Origin of the sequence: Actinophytocola sp., from assembly GCF_036002505.1 — a bacterium.
Taxonomy (GTDB): Bacteria; Actinomycetota; Actinomycetes; order Mycobacteriales; family Pseudonocardiaceae; genus DASYTH01.
In genome coordinates this window covers 16,229-39,357 of record NZ_DASYTH010000094.1, presented here as the reverse complement: position 1 = coordinate 39,357, position 23,129 = coordinate 16,229, and the positions used below count along the sequence as shown (strand labels likewise).

At 70.5% G+C, this 23,129-nt stretch carries 20 protein-coding genes; 16 read left to right on the top strand and 4 right to left on the bottom strand.

The window, feature by feature from the left end:
* The first annotated feature begins 45 nt into the window (after positions 1–45).
* On the top strand, positions 46–903 hold the full coding sequence (locus VGR06_RS07225) for a helix-turn-helix transcriptional regulator (protein WP_327558182.1): 858 nt from the start codon (positions 46–48) through the stop codon (positions 901–903).
* A 42-nt stretch (positions 904–945) separates the two neighbouring features.
* On the top strand, positions 946–1,809 hold the full coding sequence (locus VGR06_RS07220; RefSeq protein ID WP_327558181.1) for an SAM-dependent methyltransferase: 864 nt from the start codon (positions 946–948) through the stop codon (positions 1,807–1,809).
* A 4-nt stretch (positions 1,810–1,813) separates the two neighbouring features.
* Here the strand turns inward: VGR06_RS07220 and VGR06_RS07215 are convergent, their stop codons facing one another.
* The 4 genes from VGR06_RS07215 to VGR06_RS07200 all read right to left on the bottom strand — a co-directional run bounded on the left by VGR06_RS07215 (position 1,814) and on the right by VGR06_RS07200 (position 6,448).
* Complete coding sequence (locus VGR06_RS07215) at positions 1,814–2,629, bottom strand: SAM-dependent methyltransferase (protein ID WP_327558180.1); 816 nt, start codon at positions 2,627–2,629, stop codon at positions 1,814–1,816.
* Between the two features lie 544 nt (positions 2,630–3,173).
* Positions 3,174–4,556 (bottom strand): alpha/beta fold hydrolase, encoded by a 1,383-nt coding sequence (locus tag VGR06_RS07210; protein WP_327558179.1) that lies wholly within the window; start codon positions 4,554–4,556, stop codon positions 3,174–3,176.
* A gap of 190 nt (positions 4,557–4,746) precedes the next feature.
* Positions 4,747–5,994 carry an MFS transporter gene (locus VGR06_RS07205; RefSeq protein ID WP_327558178.1) on the bottom strand — a complete coding sequence of 416 codons (1,248 nt, stop codon included), beginning with the start codon at positions 5,992–5,994 and terminating at the stop codon, positions 4,747–4,749.
* 157 nt (positions 5,995–6,151) lie between these two features.
* Positions 6,152–6,448 (bottom strand): putative quinol monooxygenase, encoded by a 297-nt coding sequence (locus VGR06_RS07200; protein ID WP_327558177.1) that lies wholly within the window; start codon positions 6,446–6,448, stop codon positions 6,152–6,154.
* Positions 6,449–6,631: 183 nt separating this feature from the next.
* Between VGR06_RS07200 and VGR06_RS07195 the strand changes: the two genes are divergently transcribed.
* From VGR06_RS07195 to VGR06_RS07130, 14 genes are all read left to right on the top strand, one after another.
* Entirely contained in the window at positions 6,632–8,017 is a 1,386-nt protein-coding gene (locus VGR06_RS07195; protein WP_327558176.1) for an AlkA N-terminal domain-containing protein, read from the top strand.
* 41 nt (positions 8,018–8,058) lie between these two features.
* Positions 8,059–8,886, top strand: coding sequence for an isocitrate lyase/phosphoenolpyruvate mutase family protein (locus VGR06_RS07190; RefSeq protein ID WP_327558175.1), 828 nt, complete (start codon positions 8,059–8,061; stop codon positions 8,884–8,886).
* Between the two features lie 556 nt (positions 8,887–9,442).
* Positions 9,443–10,657 (top strand): acyl-CoA dehydrogenase family protein, encoded by a 1,215-nt coding sequence (locus tag VGR06_RS07185; protein ID WP_327558174.1) that lies wholly within the window; start codon positions 9,443–9,445, stop codon positions 10,655–10,657.
* Between the two features lie 45 nt (positions 10,658–10,702).
* Positions 10,703–12,349 (top strand): ABC transporter substrate-binding protein, encoded by a 1,647-nt coding sequence (locus tag VGR06_RS07180; protein WP_327558173.1) that lies wholly within the window; start codon positions 10,703–10,705, stop codon positions 12,347–12,349.
* Between the two features lie 14 nt (positions 12,350–12,363).
* A complete protein-coding gene (locus VGR06_RS07175) occupies positions 12,364–13,698 on the top strand; it encodes a SidA/IucD/PvdA family monooxygenase (protein ID WP_327558172.1) in 1,335 nt (444 codons plus the stop codon).
* Complete coding sequence (locus VGR06_RS07170) at positions 13,695–14,066, top strand: cupin domain-containing protein (protein ID WP_327558171.1); 372 nt, start codon at positions 13,695–13,697, stop codon at positions 14,064–14,066. Before VGR06_RS07175 ends, VGR06_RS07170 begins: the two co-directional genes overlap by 4 nt.
* A complete protein-coding gene (locus VGR06_RS07165) occupies positions 14,063–15,610 on the top strand; it encodes a class I tRNA ligase family protein (protein WP_327558170.1) in 1,548 nt (515 codons plus the stop codon). The genes VGR06_RS07170 and VGR06_RS07165 overlap by 4 nt, the downstream gene beginning before the upstream one ends.
* Positions 15,607–16,722: an FAD-dependent oxidoreductase gene (locus VGR06_RS07160; RefSeq protein WP_327558169.1), complete on the top strand. Its 1,116-nt coding sequence runs from the start codon at positions 15,607–15,609 to the stop codon at positions 16,720–16,722. The genes VGR06_RS07165 and VGR06_RS07160 overlap by 4 nt, the downstream gene beginning before the upstream one ends.
* A 31-nt stretch (positions 16,723–16,753) precedes the next feature.
* Positions 16,754–18,055 carry an ATP-grasp domain-containing protein gene (locus tag VGR06_RS07155; RefSeq protein ID WP_327558168.1) on the top strand — a complete coding sequence of 434 codons (1,302 nt, stop codon included), beginning with the start codon at positions 16,754–16,756 and terminating at the stop codon, positions 18,053–18,055.
* A gap of 83 nt (positions 18,056–18,138) precedes the next feature.
* Positions 18,139–18,489: a hypothetical protein gene (locus VGR06_RS07150; RefSeq protein ID WP_327558167.1), complete on the top strand. Its 351-nt coding sequence runs from the start codon at positions 18,139–18,141 to the stop codon at positions 18,487–18,489.
* Positions 18,486–19,853, top strand: a complete 1,368-nt coding sequence (locus tag VGR06_RS07145) for an FAD-binding oxidoreductase (RefSeq protein WP_327558166.1) — start codon at positions 18,486–18,488, stop codon at positions 19,851–19,853. The genes VGR06_RS07150 and VGR06_RS07145 overlap by 4 nt, the downstream gene beginning before the upstream one ends.
* 20 nt (positions 19,854–19,873) lie before the next feature.
* Positions 19,874–20,416: a flavin reductase family protein gene (locus VGR06_RS07140; RefSeq protein ID WP_327558165.1), complete on the top strand. Its 543-nt coding sequence runs from the start codon at positions 19,874–19,876 to the stop codon at positions 20,414–20,416.
* A 75-nt stretch (positions 20,417–20,491) separates the two neighbouring features.
* Positions 20,492–21,571, top strand: coding sequence for a radical SAM protein (locus VGR06_RS07135; RefSeq protein ID WP_327558164.1), 1,080 nt, complete (start codon positions 20,492–20,494; stop codon positions 21,569–21,571).
* 232 nt (positions 21,572–21,803) lie between these two features.
* Complete coding sequence (locus VGR06_RS07130; protein ID WP_327558163.1) at positions 21,804–23,105, top strand: helix-turn-helix domain-containing protein; 1,302 nt, start codon at positions 21,804–21,806, stop codon at positions 23,103–23,105.
* The last annotated feature ends 24 nt before the right edge of the window (positions 23,106–23,129 follow it).

Here is a 23,129-nt window from a genome sequence, read left to right as displayed (position 1 = left end):
TACAGTGATCCGCTTGGTGGTCCAGGAAGATAGAGCGGAGACTCCGTGTCCAGCACGGTGACGTCGCGGCGCAGGCAGCTCGGCAACGAGATCCGTCGTGCCAGGGTGGCGGCCGGCTTGACCCAGCAGGATGTCGCCGAGCTGCTCGGCTGCGGACAGGCGAAGATCAACAAGATCGAGACGGGAACGGTCTCGGTCAAGCTGTCCGACCTCAAGCAGATGCTGGACGCCTTCGGGGTGGCCAGGACCGACGCCGAGATGATGACCGAGCTGGCCCGGGTCAGCGGCCAGCGGGGCCAGTGGGCGGGGTACCGCTCGGCGGTGCCCCACTGGTTCCGAACCTTCACCGACCTCGAGCCCGCGGCCTCGGAGATCCTCAGCTGGCACGGCGAACGCATACCCGGACCGCTGCAGTCCGAGCACTACATGCTCAAGCAGTTCAGTGAGGCCAGGGCGACCGACGTCACCTCGCTGGTGCGCAACCGGTTGGAGCGCAAGCAGATCTTCCAGCTCAAGCGCCCGCCGTACTACCGCTTCATCATCGGCGAGGCCGCATTTCGGCGGATGCCGGGTGGTCCGAACCCGTCGGTCGCGCTCGACCAGGTCGAGCACCTCCTCGACCTCGAGAAGTCCTATCCGAAGGCGTTCATCCACATTCTCCCGTTCGACACCAGGCTCTCCTTCGTGCCCAACGACTTCACCATGATGCGGTTCTCCGACGCCACCAAGGACTTCGTCTTCATCGAGCACGCGGCCGGCGGTGTCTACATCGAGGACGAGGCTGACTTCGAGTTGTTCGTCGACGCCTGGGACCGGCTGCGCGGCGCGGCACTGGAGCGCAACGAGACCGCGGAGTTCCTGGAAGGGCTCGCCCAGGACTTCCGGGAGCAGGTGGAGGTGTGACCAGGCGCATGGCCGGTGACGTCCCGGTGGAAGGATCAGGACATGACTGAGTCCGTGCAGGACCCCTTTCCGCCCCAAGGAGTTGACCTCGAGCGCCCCAACGTCGCCCGGGTCTATGACTGGTACCTCGGCGGAACCGCGAACTGGGCGATCGATCGCAGGTTCGGCGAGCGGGTCCTGGCCAGCTTTCCGTTGCTCCGGCCGATCGCCATGGCCAACCGGCTGTACCTGCACCGGGTGGTCCGGCATCTCGTGCGCCGTGGAGTCCGCCAGTTCGTGGACATCGGCTCCGGCGTTCCCACCATGGGCAACACGCATCAGGTGGCCGATGAGATCGCCCCGGATTCGAAAGTTGTGTACATCGACTACGAGCCGGTCGCGGTGGCGCATTCCCAGGTGCTGCTGGAGCAGCACGGCGACCCGGCGCGGCATGCGGCGATCAATGCCGACCTGCGCAACCCGGACCGGTTGTGGCAGCGGGTCATCGAAACCGGAGTGATCGACCTCGACGAACCGATAGCGCTACTCGTCATCGCGGTACTGCACGTCCAGCAACCCGGCCCGGACGGCGTCGACGTAGGGCCGCAAGCGATCGCGCGCTACCGGGAGCTGCTCCCGTCCGGTTCCTACCTCGCGGTCTCGCACATCACCGACGAGGGCGTTCCCGACGACGTGGCCGAAAAGCTGATCGAGCTCAAGCAGCTGTACGACACCTCGAGCAGCCCGGTGATCTGGCGCTCGCACGCCGAGATCCGTGAGCTCTTCGGAGATTTCGACCTGCTGCCACCCGGCATGGCGTGGACGCCGTCCTGGCACCCCGAGGAGACCGGCCCGACATCCCCCGTGATCGAGTTCGAACGGCCGAACGAGGCGGTGATCTGGGCGGGGGTCGGCCGCAAACCCTGACCTCTCACGGCTTTCGGCCAAGAGCGGCATACACCCGGATGCGCTCGGCATGCGGACCGGTCTCGTCACCCGCGGACGGACGCCACAGCGGCAGCGGCACGATCCCGGGCTCGACGACGTCGAGCCCGGCCAGGAACTGCGCCAGTTGCCCGGGTTCGCGCATCGGAAACCGCGGCGGCTCGCCGTACATCTGGCTGAACAGCTCGAGTCCGTCAACCAGGTCCTGGGACTGGCCGAACTGCGAAACCCCGAGGTAGCTCCCCGGGCCCATGGCGTCGGTGTACGCCTTGATCAGGGCCGCGGGATTGTCCTGATCCGGCACGTACATCAATGTGTCGATCATCAATATCGCCACGGGCTGGCCCAGGTCGATGACCCGGTGCAGGTCGGGATGCTCGAGCACCTGATCCGGCCGGCGTACGTCGGCGTGCAGATAGGCGGCGTTCCGAAAGCCTTCGAGCACACTCCGCCCGTCGCTCGCGACGTCCGGATCAGGATCGGCATAGACCACCCGCGCGTCCGGCGCCAGCGGCTGGACCACCTCGTGGACGTGCCCCCTGGTGGGCACCCCGGAGTCGAGGTCGAGAAACTGGCGCACGCCGTGTTCCACCAGGTAACGCACCATCCGCTGCTGCGCGGCCCGCTGCTGGCGCACCAGGTACGGCATCTGCGGCGCACAGACGAGGATGCGCTCGGCGACAACCCGGTCCCGCTCACGGTGATGCCAACCGCCCAACCAGCAGTCCCGAATACGAGCAATGCTGGACGGACGCCCCTGATCCGGCAACGCCTGTACCCTTTCCACTACAGTGAAAACCATCAATCACCGACACTTTTCCGCGAGTTGTGAAAACAGCATTCCGCCAACCTTACGGCCCAGCCGGATACCGGATCAACCACCCGGAACAACACCGGCTCGGGTCCCCCAAACGACCCGCATCGAGCGCGATTATTATTCCAGAGGCATCGGCGACACCGGCACCACGAGCCGCCCGCGCGGGGCCCGATTTATCGGAAGCGCTTGCCGTGCGCGTTGCGATTATTCCTGTCGCCGCAGCCTTCGCCATGTTGGCGCTTGACGTCGCCATGTTGGCTTGTGACGTCGCCATGTTGGCTTGTGGCGTTGCCATGTTGGCTTGTGGTGTCGTCGTGTTGGCCGGGTGCGCGTCGGGGTTGCCGTCAGCGGTGTCCGGCGGCGTCGTCACCAGCCAACACACCCACGCCAGAGGCCAACACAGCGACGTGGCGCGCCAACACGACGACGTGAGATGCCAACATGGTTACGAAGTCGTGGGCCGTTGGCGCCCACTACGGCGTCAACGGCCCAGGACTTCCGATTCAGTATCGACTAGTTCTGGTTGGGGTTACAGGAATGCGATGACCGCGTCCCGGCCGACGTGGCCCGTTTCCCGGTTCTGGATGGAGTGCGACGCGCCGGGCACGACGACCAGCTTGACGTTCGGAATGAACTTCGCCTCCTGCTGCGCCCATTCCAGCGGCGTGGACAGGTCGTGGTCCCCGTTCAGGATGAGCACGGGCACGTTCGGCAGTCGTGCGGCGGTGTCCGAGGACGGCCGCTCCGCGGGCCAGCGCAGGCAGGTCTGGATGAAGCCCTGGCCCACCGCCACCGCCTGCGTGTACGGCCAGACCGCCGAAGTGGGTAGCACGCGTTCCGTCACGGCGAGCGCACGCGGCCGCAGCGCCAGGGGCGTCGCGGCGGTGCCCCACGGGAAGCGCATGTCCGCGCAGATCGTCGCGGCGTGCAGTCCGGCGCTGAACGAGGCGACCGGGTCGCCGCCGGAAGCCAGCAACTGCAGCAGGGTGTTCAACCGGTCCTGGCTGCCGGTGCGGGCGGCGTGGATCGCGCCGATCACGTCGCCGGTGCCCGGCGGCAGGGCGGCCGGGTTCGGGTTGCGGTAGGTCGGATCGACGAACTCGTAGTTCACGAGCAGGTCGAAGAGCTTCACCCCGTCGGCGGCCGAACGCTGCCGGACCACGGTTGCCAGGTCCTCGGCCGGATCGAAGCCACAGGCCGGCGTGGCGCACGCGGACCGCAGGACCCGGGCCTGCGCGCGCAGTCCGGCGAGGTAGAGCGACTCCGCCGAGGTGAGGAAGTGCGGCACCACGGAGTCGAGCACGATCCGGTTGACGTGGGTCGGATGCGCCAACGCGTACCGCTCGGCGACGAACGCGCCGTACGACACGCCGTTGACGGACATCTTCCGCACGCCGAGTGCCTGGCGCAGCTGGTCGAGATCGGCGACGGTCTGGTCCGTGCTGTACAGCGGCGCGGTGCCGCCCAGCAGGCCGGCGCACTGCGCGACGGCGCCGGGCGTGGGCACCGCGATGTCCGAGCTGCCGACCTGGGCCTGCATCTCCGGGCAGTTGAGCGCGCCGAACTCGCCGGTGCCACGCTGGTCCAGCAGCACGAACCGGTAGTCGTCGACCAGCTCGGGCAGCCGCGTCTTGGCGATCCGGTCGGCGAAGGGCACGGCCGCCTGGCCGGGACCACCGGCCAGGAACAACAGCACACCCTTGGGCGCCCGGACGTTGTTCGAGGTCGCCACCTGCAGTTGGAGATGGCCCCGTACCCGTCCCTTGTGGTCGATCGGCACCCTCAGCGTGGCGCAGCTGAAGTCCGGCTGGCCGGCGCAGGCGTGCGCGCCGGTCAGCCGCGGGGCACCGTCCGGCGACGCGGATGCGGCCGCGGGGCCGGACAATGCCGTCAGCGCCAGCCCGGCCGCCATCCCCGCCGCCTTCAATTTTCGTGTCAGAGTGTTTCTAGCCATAGTAAGGATTCAACCGGCCGGCAGTTGTCGGCGTCAGCTAATTCGTGGTGGGATAGGAAGACCAATCAATGGCCAATCAAATGTGCGGTGAATGCGTCCTTCCGCACGGCGAGCGTGCGGAAGGACGCATTCACCGCATTGGCCCGGTTCACGCCACCGCTGGATCCTCGGCAACGTCGTGGCGTACGGGCTTCATGCCGAGCAGGGCACAGAGCGCGGCCACCAGGCCGAGTCCGCCGCACAGCCACCAGACTCCGTTGCCCAGTCCCACCCACGCGGCGACGCCGAACAGTGGGCCCACCGCCAACCCCAGGCCGAACGTGGCCTGATGCGCGCTGAGGTAACGGGCCTTGACCGCCGCGGGGAACGTCGCGGGATAGGCGAACATCGTCGGCCCGTTGATCATGATGCCGAACACGAACACGACCGTGCACGCGACGAGCGCCACGGCCGAGCCGCCGCTGACTCCGAAACCGGCCACGCCGAGCCCCATCAGCACGGTGCCCGCCGTCGCCGCGACGTAGCCGGGCCAGCGGGTGACGTAGGTGGTGATCTTCAGCTCGCACAGGATCAGCACGGCCGACGCCGTGACCAGTACGGCGCTGTAGAGACCGGTCGGATGGCCTTCGGAGCTGATCTTCAACGGGAGGGCGACGGTGTACTGGACATAGATGACCGTGCCGATCAGCACCGATCCGAGGAAGAACCAGAAGCGCCCGTCCCGCAACAGGATCCGGTACGCGGCGCGGGTGCTGGTCGTCGCCGGGCCGGCCGTGTCGGGCGTCTCGCGCTCGACCCGCACCTCGGGCAGCAGCCAGCGGGCGAGGATCGCGTAGGCCAGCGCGGTGGCCGCGTCGAACCACAGCAACAGGTTCCAGTTCACCAGGATCAGCCCGGCGGCGATCAGCGGGCTCAGCGCGGCGCCGAGGTTCAGCGCGATGCGCATCATCGAGAAGCCCAGGACGCGGATGTCGTCCGGCATCTGGTCGCTCAGCAGCACGGCCGCGGCGGGCCGGTAGCTCTGGGTCGCGAGCCCGGCCAGCAGGAGGGCGGCGACCAGCACCCCGAACATCCCGGGCCGGCCGAACAGCGGCACCACGGCGAGAATCGTGGCGGAGCCGAGCATCGCGCTGATGATGGTGGCCCGCGGGCCGATCCGGTGGACCAATTCCCCGCCGGCGAGCCCGCCGACGATGGATCCGACGCTGTAGGCGGCGATCGCGATGCCGGCCTGCCCGGCGGAGAAACCGCGAAAGACCAGGTACAGCACCATGAACGTCTGGACGAACGCGCCGAGCTGGTTGACCAGCACTCCGCCGAGCAGGTAGCGCACCGGCGCCGGGGTCCGCCGCAGGGCGGCCAGGACACCCGCGGTCTTGTCGGTGGTCGCGGTCACGGCGATGCCTCCAGCTGACTCGTCGTCGGGTGCTCATTGCAGCGGCTCGGGGAGTTGGCCGGGAGATTTGACCCCACGAGAGAATCAATTCCGCTCCGCATGCGTCCGGCCGGACACAGTAATACTGCATCCGGCCGATATTGCGCTCCGAATAGGATCAGAGGCTGACGACCAGTTCGTGGTCGATCTCGACGAACTCGAGGATCAGGTCACCGAACTCGCCGGCGATCAGCTTCTGGTAGGCCGGGGAGCCGGTGTGCGCGTCATAGGCGGCCTGGTCGGCGAAGTGCTCGACGAACAGCAGGTAGTCCGGCTTGGCCGGGTCACGGTAGACGCGGAAGGACAGGGTGCCGTCCTCCTGCGCGGGACCCATCGGCGCGAATCGCTCCACGAGCTCTTCGGCCTCGGCCTGCTTGCCCGGCTTGAGGGGGATGGGGAACACCTTCGCCAGCATGGAGAAACCCTTTCTTCTGGTCCGTTGCGCGCACCACGCGTCGCCGGTCGCCCAACACTGTGCCGAGCGGCCGCGACCCACGTCTGGCCACATCCGGACAGGATCGGACCCGGGCTCGCCCCCCCCGCGCACATGTCCGGATATGGCTGGCGCATCGCGCCGGGATCCCCTACACCTTCAGACATGACAACGTTTTCGGCCGTGGTCACCACCGGCATCTACTGCCGGCCCGGTTGCGGGGCGAAGCCGCTGGCGGAGAACGTTCGCACGTTCGAGCTGCCCGCCGGGGCGGAAGCGGCCGGATTCCGGGCGTGCCTGCGCTGCCGTCCCTACCGGGTGGCCGGGCCGGTCGCCGCCGACGCGCCGGAGATGGTCTGCCGCGCCGTGCAACTGATCATCGCCGGCGCGCTGGACACCGGCACCGAAGCCGCCCTCGGCGCCCGGCTGGCGCTGTCGCCGCGCCATCTGCGGCGGCTGTTCCACGAGTACCTCGGCGTGACGCCGAACCAGCTCGCCCGCTCGCGGCGGGCGCACTTCGCCCGCCGGCTGCTCGACGACTCCGAACTGACGGTCGCCGACGTGGCGTTCGCGTCCGGGTTCGGCAGCCTCCGCCAGTTCAACCGGGAGATGCGGCTGGTCTTCCGGGCCTCGCCGGTCGAGCTGCGCAACCGCCGCCGCCGCGCGGACCGGCTCGCCGCCGACGGCGGCCTGATGATGCGGTTGCCGTTCACCCCGCCGCTGCACTGGGACGCGTTGCTGGCGTTCCTGGGCGAGCGCGCCGTCCCGGGCGTCGAGTCGGTGCACGACGGGGTCTACCGCCGGACGATCAGCCTGGACGGCGAGGCCGGAGTGCTCGAGGTGCGTCGCGGTGGCGCGGACCATCTGCTGCTCTGTGCGCACCTGCCGTTCTGGGAAGGGTTGATCCACGTCGTCGAGCGGGTCGGCCGGGTGTTCGGCGTGGACGCCGACCCGGCCGCGGCGGAGGCGGCCCTCGCCGGCGACCCGCTGCTCGGCCCGCTGATCGCGGACCGGCCCGGGCTGCGGGTGCCCGGCGCCTGGGGCGTCTTCGAGATCGCCGTCGAGGCCGTGCTCAGCCAGCACGGCGCCCGGCCCCGGGTCCGCCGGCAGCTTGGCGCGCTGGTCGAGGTGGCCGGCCGGCCGGTGCCGGGGCTCGACGGCGGGCTGACGCACCTGTTCCCGTCGGCCCGCACGCTCGCCGGCGCCGACCTCGCCGCCGCCGGGCTGCCGGCGACCACGGCCCGGACCCTGCACGAGCTCGCCGTCGCGGTGGCCGGTGACGAGACGCTGCTCGACCCCGGCGCGAGCCTCGCGGACCTCACCGCGCGGCTGGCGGCCTGCCCCGGGATCGCCGCGAGCACGGCGCAGCAGATCGCGCTGCGCCTCGGTCACGGCGACGCGTTCCCCGCGGCCGACCGGACCATCGGCACCACCCTGCTGGCGAACGGCATCTTCGAGGCTGCCGAGGAGTTCGCGGCGCGGTGGCGGCCGTGGCGTGCCTTCGCCGCGACCCACCTGATCGCCGCGGGCGTACCCGCCCTGGCAGCCTGACCATCGCCACGAACCGAACAACCGAGGAGGACACCCAAGCTATGGACGACATCCAGCGGGGTCGCGCCGCGACCCTGCGTGCCCTGCACGACCGCACCCTGGTGCTGCCGAACGCCTGGGACGCCGCGAGCGCGGCCGTCGTCGCGCGCGCCGGCGCCGCGGCGATCGCCACTACCAGCGGTGGGGTGGCCTGGTCGGCGGGGCGGCCCGACGGGCACGGCCTGACCCGCGAGGAGATGGCCGAGCTGGTCGGCCGCATCGTGCGGATGGTCGACATCCCGGTGACCGCCGACATCGAGGGCGGCTACGGGCCGGCGCCCGACGACGTCGCGGCGACCGTTCGCGCGGTGATCGAGGCCGGCGCGGTCGGGATCAACCTGGAGGACTCGCGCGCCCCGGGCGGCCCGCTGTTCGACGACCACGACCAGGCCGAACGGGTCCGCGCGGCCCGCGCCGCCGCGACCGGGCTGGAGCTACCCGAGCTGTGGATCAACGTCCGGACGGACGTGTACCTGTTCGGCATCGGCGAGCCGGACGGCCGCCTCGACGACGTCCTGTCCCGGGTCGAGGCGTACGCCGGCGCGGGCGCGGACAGCCTGTTCGTGCCGGGCCTGATCGACCTCAGCACGCTCGCCACGCTGGTGAAGGAGAGCCCGCTGCCGATCAACACCATGGTCTGGCCGGGCGCCCCGACGGTGGCGGAGCTGGAGGCCGCCGGTGTCCGGAGGATCAGCCTGGGCACCGCGGTCGCGCAGGCCGCCTACGGCCTCGCCCACCGGGCCACGGTGGAGCTGCTGGAGCGGGGCACGTACGACGCGCTGGCCGGCGGGCTGGATTTCGGGGTGATCAACAGTGCCGTGACGCGCTGAGCCGGCGCCCGAAAGGCCGCGACGAGGACCCCATTGGTCCTCGTCGCGGCCTTTTTCGTATCGGTCCGAAATGGACTCGGCCACCTTTCAAGATCTGTTTATCTGAGGCCCCGGCAAAGTCGGCTACGCGGATGCGTACCACGGCTACGCCAACGCCGAACTTGCCTACGCAGACGCGGGACACGCCGAGCTGGGACCGGCGACTCGGGCGTGTCCCGGATTCGGGTAGCCGTGTTACGCCTCCGCGTAGGCGTGTTACGCGCCCACGTAGTGCCGACCGGGACTTTGCCCGGAACCCGGGGATGGGCCGAGGTGACGTGAGTGATCGACCGGGGTTCATGCCGGCCACCCACCCGCTTCCTCAGCTCTTTCAATCCGCGCACCCACCAACCGCCACCCGGCCGCCCGTGCGGATTCGCCGGCCGTGTTCGGGCTCATTTGATTGTCTCTCGCGGCCAAGGGTGTAGGCCAATTTATCCGTTGGTTTGAATGACTTCCTAGCGGCCGGAACGGCTCCGTTGTCGGCGGTTCGAAGCCCGTGAGGAAGTGATGTGAGATGACCGCGGTTGGGCTGCGGGATGTTGATCGCGGCGAGCCGGTGGCCGTACCCGGAAATGCCGCCGAGATCCTCGCCCGGGCCCGGGCGCTCGCCCCGGTGCTGCGGGAACGCGCCGACGAGATCGAAAAGGCGCGGCGGCTGCCGTTCGACGTGGTCGAGTCGCTGCGCGCCACCGGCGTTTTCCGGATGGGTTTCGCCCGCGACCGGGGTGGCCCCGAGCTCAGCTCGATCGAGCAGACCGAGGTGATCGAGGCCCTTTCCTACGGTGATCCCGCCGCCGGCTGGTGCGCCATGATCGGGTCGGACACCGGTCTCTACGCCTCGTTCCTGGACCGGGACGTCGCCGGGCGGATGTTCCCGGTCCTGGACATGGTGACCGCCGGGCTGCTGTTTCCCAACGGCCGCGCGGAGATCGCCCCCGGCGGCTACCGGCTCACCGGCCGCTGGCAGTTCGGCAGTGGTGTCACGCACGCCGACTGGGTGATCTCCGGGGCGTTCCTCTACCGCGACGGGGCGGCCGAGCCCGGTGCCGACGGCGCACCGCACGACTCGATCCTGCTGATGGTGCCGAGGTCGGACGTCGAGGTGCTCGACACCTGGCACACCACGGGTCTCGCCGGCAGCGGCAGCTGCGACTACACGATCACCGACGTGTTCGTGCCGGGGGAGCGCACCCTCACCTTCGCCGACGTCCGCGGGGGAACCGGCCCGCTGGCCCAACCCGAGGTGCACATGCGGAACATGCCGGGCGTGGCGCTCGGCGCCGCCCGCGCCGCGCTCGACCACGCCCGCGAGGCGGCGGTCGCCGCCGGCCGGGCGGACGACTACCGCACCCAGATCACCCTGGCCGACTGCGAAGCCGACTTCGCCGCCACCCGCCACGGGGTCTACGGCGCGCTGCGCCGGCAGCACGAAGTCCTGGCCTCCGGCGGAACGCTCGACGACCTGATCCCGCTGGAGCGGGCCGCGCTGCCGCTGTCGCGGCGGCACGCGTTCCGCACCGCCCGGTCGATCGTGACCCGCCTGTACGACCTGCTGCAGACCTCCGCGATCTACCGGCCGTCGCCGCTGGACCGCTGGCTGCGCGACACCACGACGATGTGCCAGCACATCGTGGCGCAGGACCGGATCCTGCAGACCGCCGGCGCCCACCTGCTCGGCGGCCGGCCCTCGTTCCCGCTGGCGCTCGGCATCACCTCGCCCCAGCGCTGATCCATCACCGAAGATCCGCTTCCCGTTCACCGAAAGAAGAGACCGATGCGAAAGTTCCCGGTCGCCGTGTGCGCGGCCACCGTGCTGGGCGCACTGCTCGGCGCGTGCTCCAGTGGCGGTGACACCGCCGCACCGCCCAACGCCGCGGCCGCCTCCGCCGACAGCGACGCGATCATCACCTACAACGAGACCGAACCGGCGAACCCGCTCGTGCCGGGAAACACCACCGAAGTGGGTGGCATCGGCATTCTGGGCGCGTTGTTCCGCGGCCTGATCGAGTACGACGCCAAAACAGCCGCCCCGCGCAACGCCGTCGCCGACTCGATCACCACCACCGACTCCCGGGTGTGGACCATCAGGATCAAGCCGAGCTGGGTGTTCCAGGACGGCACCCGGATCACCGCGAAGAGCTTCGTCGACGCGTGGAACTACACCGCTTATTCCCCCAACCTGATGGGCGGCGCCAGCTACCTCTCGCACATCCAGGGCTTCGCCCAGGTCAACAACGCGACCCCGGACGGCAGGCAGCCGGCCACCCTGCCTCCGGCCAGGGAGCTGTCCGGCCTGAAGATCGTCGACGACCAGACGTTCACCGTGACATTGGACGCGCCGTTCTCGGAGTTCGGCGTCCAACTCGGCTACGCGGCGTTCTTCCCGATGCCGGCGAGCTTCTTCGCCGACCGCAAGGCGTTCGAGGCGCATCCGGTGGGCAACGGGCCGTTCCAGTTCGTCTCCCACACCCCGAAGCAGAACATTCTGGTGAAGCGGTTCGACGGGTTCAGCGGCGAGCGGAAACCGAAGATCGGCGGCATCGACTTCCGCTTCTATCCCGACCTGGACAAGGCCTACGCCGACGTGCTGGCGGACAAGCTCGACGTCCTGTCGTTCACACCGTGGACCGCGGCGCAGGGCAACAAGATCGAGAAGGACCTGCCCTCCTCGCGCCGGATTGGCTACAAGTACCTGGGCTACCAGGCGATCGCGTTCCCGTTGTTCGACAAGCGCTATGCGGACACGCAGCTGCGCCAGGCGATCTCCATGGCCATCGACCGGCCGGCGCTGATCAAGCAGGTCTTCAACGGCGCCCGGGTTCCCGCCGACGGCCTGGTGGCCCCGAACGTGCAGGGCTATGTCGCCAACCAGTGCGGCGAACTGTGCACCTACCAGCCGCAGAAGGCCAAGCAGCTGTTCGACGCGACCGGCTTCCAGGGGCCGATCACCCTCACGTCCAATGTGGACTCGGGCAACCAGGAATGGGTGGAGGTGGCCTGCCGGTCCATCCAGCAGGCGCTGGACCACCCGTGCGTGTTCAAGCCGCAGACCACCCTGGGCGCGTTCCGCGAATCGCTGAACAACCGGTCCATCGACGCGGTCTACCGCACCGCCTGGGTCGCCGACTACCCGTCCATCGAGAACTTCCTCAACCCGCTGTTCCGCACCAACGGCGCGGCCAACGTCGGCCAGTACTCCAACCCGCAGGTCGACGACCTGCTGACCCGGGCCGACGCCGCGCCGTCGCAGCAGCAGGCCCACGAGCTCTACCAACAGGCGGAAAAGCTGGTGCTGCAGGACATGCAGACCGTCCCGATCTGGTTCCAGTCCGCCACCGCGGCCTGGTCCTCGCGGGTACATGACGTCCAGCCGACCCAGTTCCGCGAGCTCGACTTCCTCACCGTGACCGTCAGCAAGTAACGAAAGGTATACAAGTGTCTGTCCACGACGTGGATGTCCTCATGATCGGCGCCGGCCCGTCGAACCTCGCGCTGGCCGTTGCCCTCGAGGAGTGCGGCTCGCCCGAAGTCGCCGCCAACACCATGATCCTCGAGCAGTACGGGGACGTGAAATGGCAGCGGAACCTGCTGCTGCCCTGGACCCGCAGTCAGGTCTCCTACGTGAAGGACCTGGTGACCCTGCGGAACCCGCGCAGCCGGTTCTCGTTCCTGAACTTCCTGCACGAGCGCGGTGAGCTCGACGGGTTCGTCAACCTCGGCACGTTCAACCCGTTCCGCTGGCAGCTGTCCACCTACCAGCAGTGGGTGGCCGACACGCTGGAGCACGTCCAGGTGCGCTACAGCGTCCGGGCCGAGCGGATCCTGCCCATCCACGCCGAGGACGGCACGATCCTCGGCTTCGCGGTGCCGCTGTCCGACGGTGACACGATCCTCTGCCGCGACCTGATCTTCGGCGCCGGCCGGGACGCCTTCGTGCCCGAGGTGTTCCACGGCCTGCCGGCCGAGCGGGTCGTGCACAGCACCGAGTACGGCAGCCGGATCGGCCACACCACGGGTCTGGCCCGCCCGGGCCGGCCGCTGCGGCCGGTGGTCATCGGCGGCGCCCAGAGCGCGGCCGAGATGTTCATGGCGCTGCACCAGGACGCGCCCGGCTCGTCCCCGATGATGCTGCTCCGCTCGATCGCCCTGAAGGACTACCAGACCAGCAAGTTCGTCAACGAGCTGTTCTATCCGTCCTTTGTGGACGAGTTCTTCGCGATGTCGGAGGAGGCCCGGATGCGGGTGCTCGCCGAGATGCACCTGACGAACTACGCGGGCCTCGCCGCGCCGTTCCTGGAAGAGCTGTACACGATGATCTACCGGCAGAAGATGCTCGGGCAGCCGGTCTCGACCATCCGCGGCCTCACCGAGGTCGTCGGCTCACGGGTCGAGGGTGACGAGGTCGTGCTCGACGTCCGCGACCTGAAAGACGACAGCGTCGAGCAGGTGCGCTGCGACGCCCTGTTCATGGGCACCGGTTTCGACCCGCGGATGCCGGCGATGGTCCGCCACCTGGCCGACACCATGGAACTGCCGGGGATCACGGTCGACCGGCACTACCGCGTCGACGTCGGTGCGGGCGCGCGGGGCGCGCTGTACCTGCAGGGCGTCAACGAGGCCACGCACGGCATCGCCGACTCGCTGATCAGCGTGCTCGCGCAACGCTCGGCCGACATCGCCGGCGACATCCTGGAGCGCCGGGCCGCCGACCTGGGTGCTGGCAACGGCCAGGTTTCCGCCACGGCCCAGGCGGAGGTGATGCCGGTATGATCGACATTCACCGCTTGGACCGGGAACACCTGGAACGCGCGTACGGGCTCGACGGCCAGCGGCTGATGCCGTGGCCGGCGCTGAACGCCCCGTTCGAAGGCGCCTGGTGCGTGCTGCGCGCCGGGACCGAGTCCACCGCGCACGCGCACCACGAGCACGAGATCTTCATCGCGCTCTCCGGTGCCGCCGAAGTGGTCATCGACGAGGAACGGCATCCGTTCGTCGCCGGCGACATCGTCCGGCTCCCGGTCGGGTCGACCCATCGGGTGGTCAACAACGGCTCCGCCGACTTCGAGTACTACGGAATCTGGTGGGACGGCGAGATGTCGGCGAAGTTCCTCGCCCGGCATGTGGAGCACGTGCGATGAGCACCCGGACCGTGATCATCTCACCGGCGCCGACGGCGAACGGGGACCTGCATCTCGGGCACATCGCCGGCCCGTTCCTGGCCGCCGACGTGCACACCCGCTACGCCCGGGCGCAGGGCCGGGAAGTGTTGCTGGGCACCGGGTTCCAGGACACCTCGACGTTCGTGGTGACGACCGCGCACCGGCGCGGCGTGGCGCCGGCCGAGCTGGTGGCCAACTCGGCCGCGCAGATCGAGGCGACCCTGCACGCCATGGGGATCGGCGTCGACGGCTACACCGGCGACGACGACCGGTTCACCAAGTGGGTGGTCGATTTCATCGGCCGGCTGCACGCCGCGGGCCGGCTGGAGCCGCGGACCATGAGGTTCCCGTACTCCGAGCGGACCGGACGGTTCCTGGTGGACGGCTTCGCTTCCGGCAACTGTCCGGAGTGCCTGGCCGAGGGCTGCGCGGGGTTGTGCGAGAGCTGCGGGAACCTGGTGCTGGCCGGCGACCTGATCGGCGTTCGGTCCACAGTGGACCCGGATGACCCGGTGACGCCGCGGGACGTGGACGTGCTCGTGCTCCCGGTGGAGCGCTACCGCGACCGGCTGCGCGCGCACTTCGAGGCGCACGCCGGCGGGATGCGGCCGCACATGGCGCAGGCGATGGCGCGGCTGCTGTCCCGGCCGCTGCCGGACTTCCCGGTGACCTACCCGATCTCGTGGGGCATCCCGGTGCCGTTCGCGGAGGTCGCCGGGCAGGTCGTCAATCCCAACGCCGAGCCGATGGCGTGGAGCATGCACAGCTCGGCGCTGGCGGCGGAGAGCCGGGGCGGCACCCCGGCCGGTGAGGACGAACTGTGGCTGGCCGGCGGCGGGTCGGAGATCGTGTACTTCCTCGGGTTCGACAACATCTACCCGTTCGCGATCGCCGGCCCGGCGATGCTGCTGGCCTTCGACGGCCAGTACGAGCTGCCGACCCGCTACCTCACCAACGAGTTCTACGAGCTGGACCACCAGAAGTTCTCCACCAGCCGGGGGCACGTGGTGTGGGGCCGGGAGCTGGCCGCCGAGGTGCCGCGCGACCTCATCCGGTTCCACCTGGCCGCGACCAGCCCGGAGCACCAGCGGACCAGCTTCAGCCGGGACGCGCTGGCGCGGGTCACCGAGTCCCGGCTGGTGGGGCCGTGGAACCGGATCGCCGACCGGGTCAACGGCTGGGTCGGGCGCGGCCCGTTGCCGGTGTCGGCGCGCTCGCGGCACGCCGCGGCGCTCATGTCGCAGCGGTTCGCGGAGTCGTACGAGCTGGCCGGGTTCAGCCTGAACCGCGCCGCGGAGGCGATCGCCGACCATCTGGCCAGGCTCGACCGCTGGCCGGTGACCGGGGCCGACGCCGGTGACTTCTGCTTCGAGGTCCGCGCCCTGCTGCGGGCGGCCGCGCCGGTCCTGATCGACCTGGCGGCCGTGGTCCTCGGCGAGAACCCCGGCGCCGAGCCCGCCGAGGTCACCACCATCGCTCCGGTGCGGCTGCCCCCACTGGCCGCGGCAGGGGCCGGGCGATGATCGAGGGCACCCGGCAGGGAGACAGGGGCCGGGACGCGCTGCGGGTGGTGGTGGTCGGCGCCGGCGTCACCGGGCTGCTCGCCGCGATCCGGTGCGTGCTGGCCGGGCACCGCGTGGTGCTGCTGGACCGCGGCCCGATCCCGCATCCGGGTTCGACGTCGTTCGACCAGCACCGTGCCCTGCGGGCCCTGGTCGCCGGCGACGCGGCCGCCACGAGCCGGGCGGCGCCGTTGCACCGCCGCTGGCGTGAGCTGGACTCGTTGCTGCGCGACCACCTGCCGGGTGCCCGCCTCTACCGGCGCGTCGGGGTGCTGACGGCGCTGCCCCCCGGCGAGGTGGCTTCGGCCGCCGCCACGGCCGAAGCCACCGGGCTGCCGATCCGGATCGCCGACCCGGCCGGCTACCCGCACATCGGGTTCCCGGCCGGCTCCGCGCTCGTGCTCGAGCCGCACGCCGGGGTCCTGCTGGCCGACCGCATCCTGGCCGCGGCGGCCCGCTGGCTGCGGCACCACCCGCTCGCGGACCTGCGGCCCGGCCGGGAGGTCGTCGGCGTGCTGCCGGACAGCGGCCGGGTACTGCTGGCCGGCGGCCCGGCCGAGTCCGGTGACGCCGTGCTCGTCACGGCCGGGCCCTGGTCCGCGGCCCTGGTGGGGCTGCCGGTGACCCTGCACTGCCAGACCATGGTGTACCTGCGGCCGCCGGCCGAGTTGGCGCACAGCTGGGCGGTGACGCCGGTCGCGGGCGGGATCGGTGCCGGCGGGCAGGCGTGGCTGCTGCCCCCGGTGGCCGGCACCCTGCTCAAGATCAGCACCGACGCCGTGCGGCGCGAGGTGCCGACGCTGTCCGATCCGGGCGACCAGGCCGGCTGGGCCGCCCGGGTGCTCTCCGCCGGTGTCGTGTCCGAAGTAGACAGATATGGCGTGGTTGCGGTGCGGCACTGCCACTACGCCACCGCCGCCGGCGGCGACACCGGCTTCGTCCGGGTCGGGCCCGCGGTCTGGGCCCGCCCGGCCAGCGGCGGCGACGGGTTCCGCACCGCACCCCAGGCGGTCGACGCGGTCGTCGACGAATTCGCGGGCCGGGCCGCCGGTGCCGTGGCAATGGCCCCATGACATCCCATCCGACCATCAAGGACATCTCCCCATGACCAGAACCGCCCCGGGCGCGCTGCTCGTCATCGGCAGCGGCCTCAAGCTCTACCGCGAGTACATCGTCCGGTCCGTCGCCGAACGGGCCCGCGAGGCCGAACTCCGGCTGGTGCTGATCAACAATCTCCGGCCGACCTGGCAGCACGAGTACTTCGACGACATCACCGTGGCCAACGTGTTCGACCACCAACTGCTCGCCGGGACCGCGCGCGAGTTGGCCGGCCGGTACACGATCACCGGGCTGATGTGCTGGGACGAGCCGCTGGTCATGCCCGCGGCCGAGCTGGCCGCCGAGTTCGGCGTGCCCGGCCTGAGCATCCCGGGTGTGCACGGCTGCCGGGACAAGTTCAGCTGCCGCACCCGGCTGACCGCGGCCGGCATGCCGCAGCCCGGGTTCGAGCTGGCCGCCGATCTCGACCACGCCCGCCGGGCCGCCGCCCGGATCGGGTACCCGGTGATCGTCAAGCCGCGGGCGCTCGGCGCCAGCATGGGTGTCTCGCTCGCGCCGGACGAGCGGGAGCTCGAGTTCGCCTACCGCGTCGCGCACGAGGCCAGCCTCGTCGGCGACGAGCCCTACCGCGGCGGGGCGATCATCGAGGGCTTCGCCGATGGCCCGGAGATCAGCATCGACGGCGCCGTGCACAAGGGCGAGTACCTGCCGATGTTCCTCGCCCGCAAGACCACCGGCCTGCCCCCGTTCTTCGAGGAGCTGGGCCACGTCGTCGACCCGGCCGACCCGCTGCTGCGCGACGAGGCGCTGCTGGACACGCTGGCCCGGGCGCACCAGGTGCTCGGGATCGAGAACGGCATCACGCACACCGAGGTCCGGCTGACCACGCACGGTCCGGTGATCATCGAGGTCAACGGCCGGCTCGGCGGTGACCTGATCCCGTTCCTCGGCCAGATCGCCACCGGCATCGAACCCGGCAGCGTGCTGTTCGACATCGCCACCGGGGCGCGCCCCGACCTCACGCACACCAGCGCCGGTGTCGCCGGCATCCGGTTCGGCTACCCCGCCCACGACTGCGTCGTCCGCTCGGTCACCGTGCCCGGGGAAGCGCCGGGCCTGATCCTCGCCTCCCGCATGGTCGATCCGGGCACCACGCTGCGCCTGCCGCCGGGCGGCTACATCGCCCGGCACTCCTTCGTCATCTGCTCGGCCCCGGACCCGCGCACCTGTGCCCGGCGCCTGGACCACGCGGCCGCCCTGGTCGAGCTGGACGCCGACCCGGTCGACCCCCCGCCGGCCGGCACCCCCCTGACCATGCCCGCCGGCCTCCTGGACGTGGACGAATGAACAGGGCGATGAATGCGTCCTTCCTCACGGCCAGCGCGAGCAAAGACGCATTCACCGCAGGTAAATCCCGGAAAGGCGGGCTGATGAGCATCTCCTACGACGGGCGCCGGTTTCGTGCGCTGGGTGGCGGCGACGGCGTCTGCGCCGAGTACAACCAGCGCGGGAACCTGGTCTGGGCGGTGTTCGAGGGCGGGCACGTCCGGCGCGGCACGATCACCGGCACCTGCGACGAACGCGGCGTGCTGCGGCTGGCCTACACGATGGTGCTGGAGACCGGCGAGGTGATCGCCGGGCACAGCACCAACACACCGCAGCGGCACGGCGGCACCCTGGTGCTGCGTGAGGTCTGGGAGCGCTACGGCGAGCATGCCGCCACCGGCGTGTCCTACCTCGAGGAGATTCCCGCCCTGGAGCCCGTGGGAGTGGCGCGATGACCGGATGGCAGGCGCTGCGCGGGCTGGTGGACGGCGAGCTCCGGCTCCCCGGCGACCCCGGCTTCGCCGAAACCGGGTCGCCGGTGAACCGGCGGTTCGCCGCGGTCCGCCCGGCGGCCGTCCTCTCGGCCGCCCACGCCGGGGACGTCGCACTGGCCGTCGAGTGGGCCCGTACGGAGTCGGTGCCGCTGGCCGTCCGCGGTGGCGGCCACAGCTACGCCGGCTACTGCGTGTCCACCGGGCTGGTGCTGGACCTGCGGAACCTCGCCGGCATCCGGTTCGACCCGGACACCGGGCAGGTGACCGTGGGCGGCGGCACCCCGATGCGGGCCCTCTACGCGGCGCTGCGGCCCTACGATGTCACGTTCCCGCTGGGCAACTCCGACACCGTCGGGATCGGTGGCCTGACCCTCGGCGGCGGCGTCACGACGATCTCCCGCGCGCACGGCCTCACCTGCGACGCGCTGGTCTCGACCGACGTCGTGCTCGCCGACGGGACCAGGGTCACGGCCTCGGCGCGGGAGCATCCGGACCTGTTCTGGGCGTGCCAGGGCGGCGGGGGCGGCAACTTCGGCGTCAACACCGGCTTCACGTTCCGCACCCGGCCCGCCCCGGCCGGGTCGACCTGCCTGGCGCTGTGGTCGTGGCCGCACGCGGTCGACGTGCTCGCCACGATGCAGGAGATCATGCTGACGGCGCCGGACGGCTTCTCCGCCCGCATCGGCATCGCCCGCTCGTCCAACGGCGCTGACGGCGGTGACAGCGCTGTGTCCGTGGTGGGCCACCACCTCGGGCCGTCGGCGGAGCTGCGGGAGCTGATGGCGCCGGCCTTCGCCATCGCCGCACCCGGCCGCGCCGACATCGAGGACCGGGACTTCTGGGCCGCCGCAACGTATCTGCACCACAGCAGCGCCGGGGGAGCCTTCGCGGTGCGCACCCGGTGCACGCCGCACGAGATCGACGACGCCGGGCTGACCACGCTCGTCCGGGCCGTGGACAAGTGGCCCGGCAGCGGGAACCCCGACGGGGCCGGCGCGGCGCTCTTCGCCTGGGGCGGGGCGATCAGCCGGGTTCCGGTCGCGGACACCGCGTTCCCGCACCGCGACACCCGGTTCCTGCTCAGCCTCGACACCTCCTGGACGGAGGCCGACCCGCCGGAAACCGTCCGCGCCAACCTGGAGTGGCTGCACGCCCTGCACGCCGCAACCGGCGAGTTCGCGCCCGACGCGGCCTACGTCAACTTCACCGACCCCGACCTCGAGGGCTGGCAGCGGGCCTACTACGGGCCCAACGCCGGCCGGCTCGCCGAGGTCAAACGCCGGTACGACCCCGACCGGTTCTTCACCTTCCCGCAAGCCGTATGACCTGCCGAGGAGCCGCTGGAATGCCTCCCGACCTGCGCGGCGCGATGCGCACCTTCGCCACCGGGGTGTGCGTCGCCACCACCTACCGCGACACCCCCGGCGGCCGCCGCCACGACGCCGTCACCGTCAACTCGCTCGGGTCGATCTCGCTCGACCCGCCGCTGGTGTCCCTGTCCTTCCGGCGGGATTCGACGTTCCTCGGCGATCTGCTGGCGAGCGGCCGCTGGGCGGTGTCGATCCTGCCGGCCGGTGCGCGGGAGATCGCCCGCCGGCTGGCCGGGCCGCCCGCCGCGCGCGCCGCGCACGTCGCCGAGATCGAGGCGCGCCCCGGCGAACGGACCGGCGCGCTCGTCCTCGCCGGGGCGAGCTGGCTGGAATGCGGCCTGCAGGACCGGTTCGACCTCGGCGACCACACGCTGGTGATCGGGGACGTCCTGGCCACCGGGCACGATGGGCGGCCGCCGGCATTGGTGTTCGTGCACGGCGGTTACCACACGGTCGCGGATCCGCGGGCCACGACCGTCGACCTGTCCGGGCCCGGACATTGGGGTGAGGCCCTCTAGCCGTTTGCCGGCGAATTCTGCAAGGTAATTCGGGAAAGGATCGGCGCGCCTGCACCTGACTTCAAAGGAGGACTGGTGACCACGAGCGACGACGGCAGTGTGGCCGGGATGCGCTGGAGCGGTCAGCGGGCTGACCGGGTGGACGAAGGCACCCTGCCGGGCCTGGCCCGGCTGGCCGGGTTCGTCCGCAGCGTCCGGACCCCGGAGTTCCGCGGCGTCACCTTCCATGAGGTCCTGGCCAAGACCGCGCTGAACCACGTGCCGGCGGACGCGCGCATGCTCCCCGGTGAATTCACGATCAACCCGTACCGCGGGTGCACCCACGCGTGCCAGTACTGTTTCGCCAGAAACACGCACACCCGCCTGGGCCTCAACATCGCCGGCGACTTCGACAACGAGATCATCGTCAAGACGAACATCGTCGAGGTGCTGCGCGGCGAGCTGGCCCGCAAACGCAAGCTGCCGCCGCGGGTGGCGTTCGGCACCAACACCGATGTCTATCAGCGCGCGGAGGGCCGGTACGCGCTGATGCCGGGGATCATCGACGCCCTGGCGGCATTCCGGATCCCGTTCTCGATCCTGACCAAGGGCACGTTGATCCGCCGTGACCTCGACCGCCTGGTCGCCGCGAGCCGGGTCACGACGGTGCACCTGGGCCTGTCGATCTCGATCATGGATGAGCGGCTCCAGCAGTCCGTGGAGAACGGCACACCGGTGACGACGGCCCGCCTGGCCACGATCACCGCCATCCGCGACGCGGGCCTGCCGTGCACGGTGTTCCTGTCCCCGATCCTGCCCAGGCTCACGGATTCGCCGGAGCAGCTGGCGGAGCTGGTCGGCGCGGTGGCGGCCGCGGGCGCGACCAGCGTGCTGTTCCACCCGCTGTACCTGTCGTCCGGGGTGAAGGACGTGTTCTTCGCGTGGTTGCGCGAATCCCATCCGGATCTCGTCAGCGAATACACGACGCTGTATTCGTCGGGCTCGAAGCGGCTGCGTGAGTACCGCCACGAGATCGACTCCCGGATCCGCCCGCTGATCGCGAAGCACGGCTTCCCGGACCCGGACAAGACGATAGAGGACAGGTTCGCCCTTAACGGCCGTCGAAGACAGCCGGCGGAGGAACCCAGCCAGCCGACCCAGCCGACCCTGTTCTGAAGGAGGCGCAAAAAGCCTACGTTGAACTTCGGAAAAGGACGCACTTCTTCCACCTGATGGACATCTGCTCGCGGTGCTCGCATGAGTTCGACAACTACGATGTCTGGTTCTCATTATCCATGGCGGACCGTAAGACCGGCGACCGGCCCCAGCTGGTCGTAATCAGCGCGGACGTTTCCACAGGAGGCAGGCCAATTCAGCCACGGTGAATGACTGTGGGGAAGGATCCCTCATGGGCAGACCAGAAAAACCTGTCAACTCCGCCGGCGGCCTCGTCGCGCAGTTCGCCAGCGAATTACGGCAGTTACGCGCACAGGCGGGGAATCCGACCTACCGCGAGATGGCCCAGTCCGCGATGTTCTCGCCGTCCGTGCTGTCCAGCGCCGCGAGCGGCAACCGGATGCCGTCCCTGCCGGTGACCCTCGCCTTCGTCACCGCCTGCGGTGGGGACGAGGAAACCTGGCGGCAGCGCTGGCTCGCCGTCACGGGCGGCTACATGCGGCTCCCCTCGCGGCTGCCGGGCCGGCCGGCGGGCGGGCTGCCGTATCCGGCGCAGCTTCCGCAGCGGCCGCGCGGCTTCATCGGGCGGGCGACCGAGCTGGCGTGGTTACAGGCCCCCGGCGACACGCCGATCGTGATCAGCGGTCCGGCCGGCGTCGGCAAGACCGACCTGGCCCTGTACTACGCCTACGCGCGGGCGGCCGAGATGACCAACGGGCAGCTCTACGCCGATCTCGGTGCCCACCACGCCGAGGGTGTGCCCAGCCCGTACGACATCCTCGACGGGTTCCTGCGCGCTCTCGGCGTCCCGGCCGACCAGCTGTCCGGCACCCTCGACCACCGTGCCGGCCTGTACCGCACGTTGCTGGCCGAGCGCCGGCTGCTGGTGCTGCTCGACAACGTCTGGGACGAACGCCAGGTGCGACCGCTGCTGGTGGAGACCGACACCAGCACCACCCTCCTGGTGAGCCGCAAACGGCTGCTGGGCCTGCGCGACGTCCGCCGCGTGCACGTGACCCCGCTGTCGCGCGCCGACTCCATCGCCATGATCACCGTGGCGCTCCCGCCCACCGTCACGGCCGGCCCCGACGACCTCGACCGGCTCGCCGAGTTCTGCGGCGATCTGCCGCTGGCCCTGGACATCGCGCTCCGCAGAATCGCCCTGCGCCCGCACGTGATCCTGCGCCAGCTGCTCGACGGCTGGCACCAGAACGGAAACGCGCTGAGCTGGCTGTGCATCGGAGACCTGTCGATGCGCGAATCCCTCCGGTCGGCCTATCTCACGCTCAGCCAGCCCGCCCAGATACTGCTGCACTGGTTGGCCAGGACCTCCGCCGACGACGTCAGCCCGCTGCCGTCCGAGGAGGACGAACTCGCCGACGAGCTCGTCGACGCGGGCATCCTCAGCCACGCCCACCATGACTTCGCCGGACTCCGCCTCTCGCCGCTCGTGCGCGCGTTCGCCCTCGACATGGCCGGTTCGATTTCCCGCGACCTACCCGCCGTCGCCGGCTCCCTGCGCGCCGGCTATTAGCCTCGGGCTTCGTGATCGAGTCGG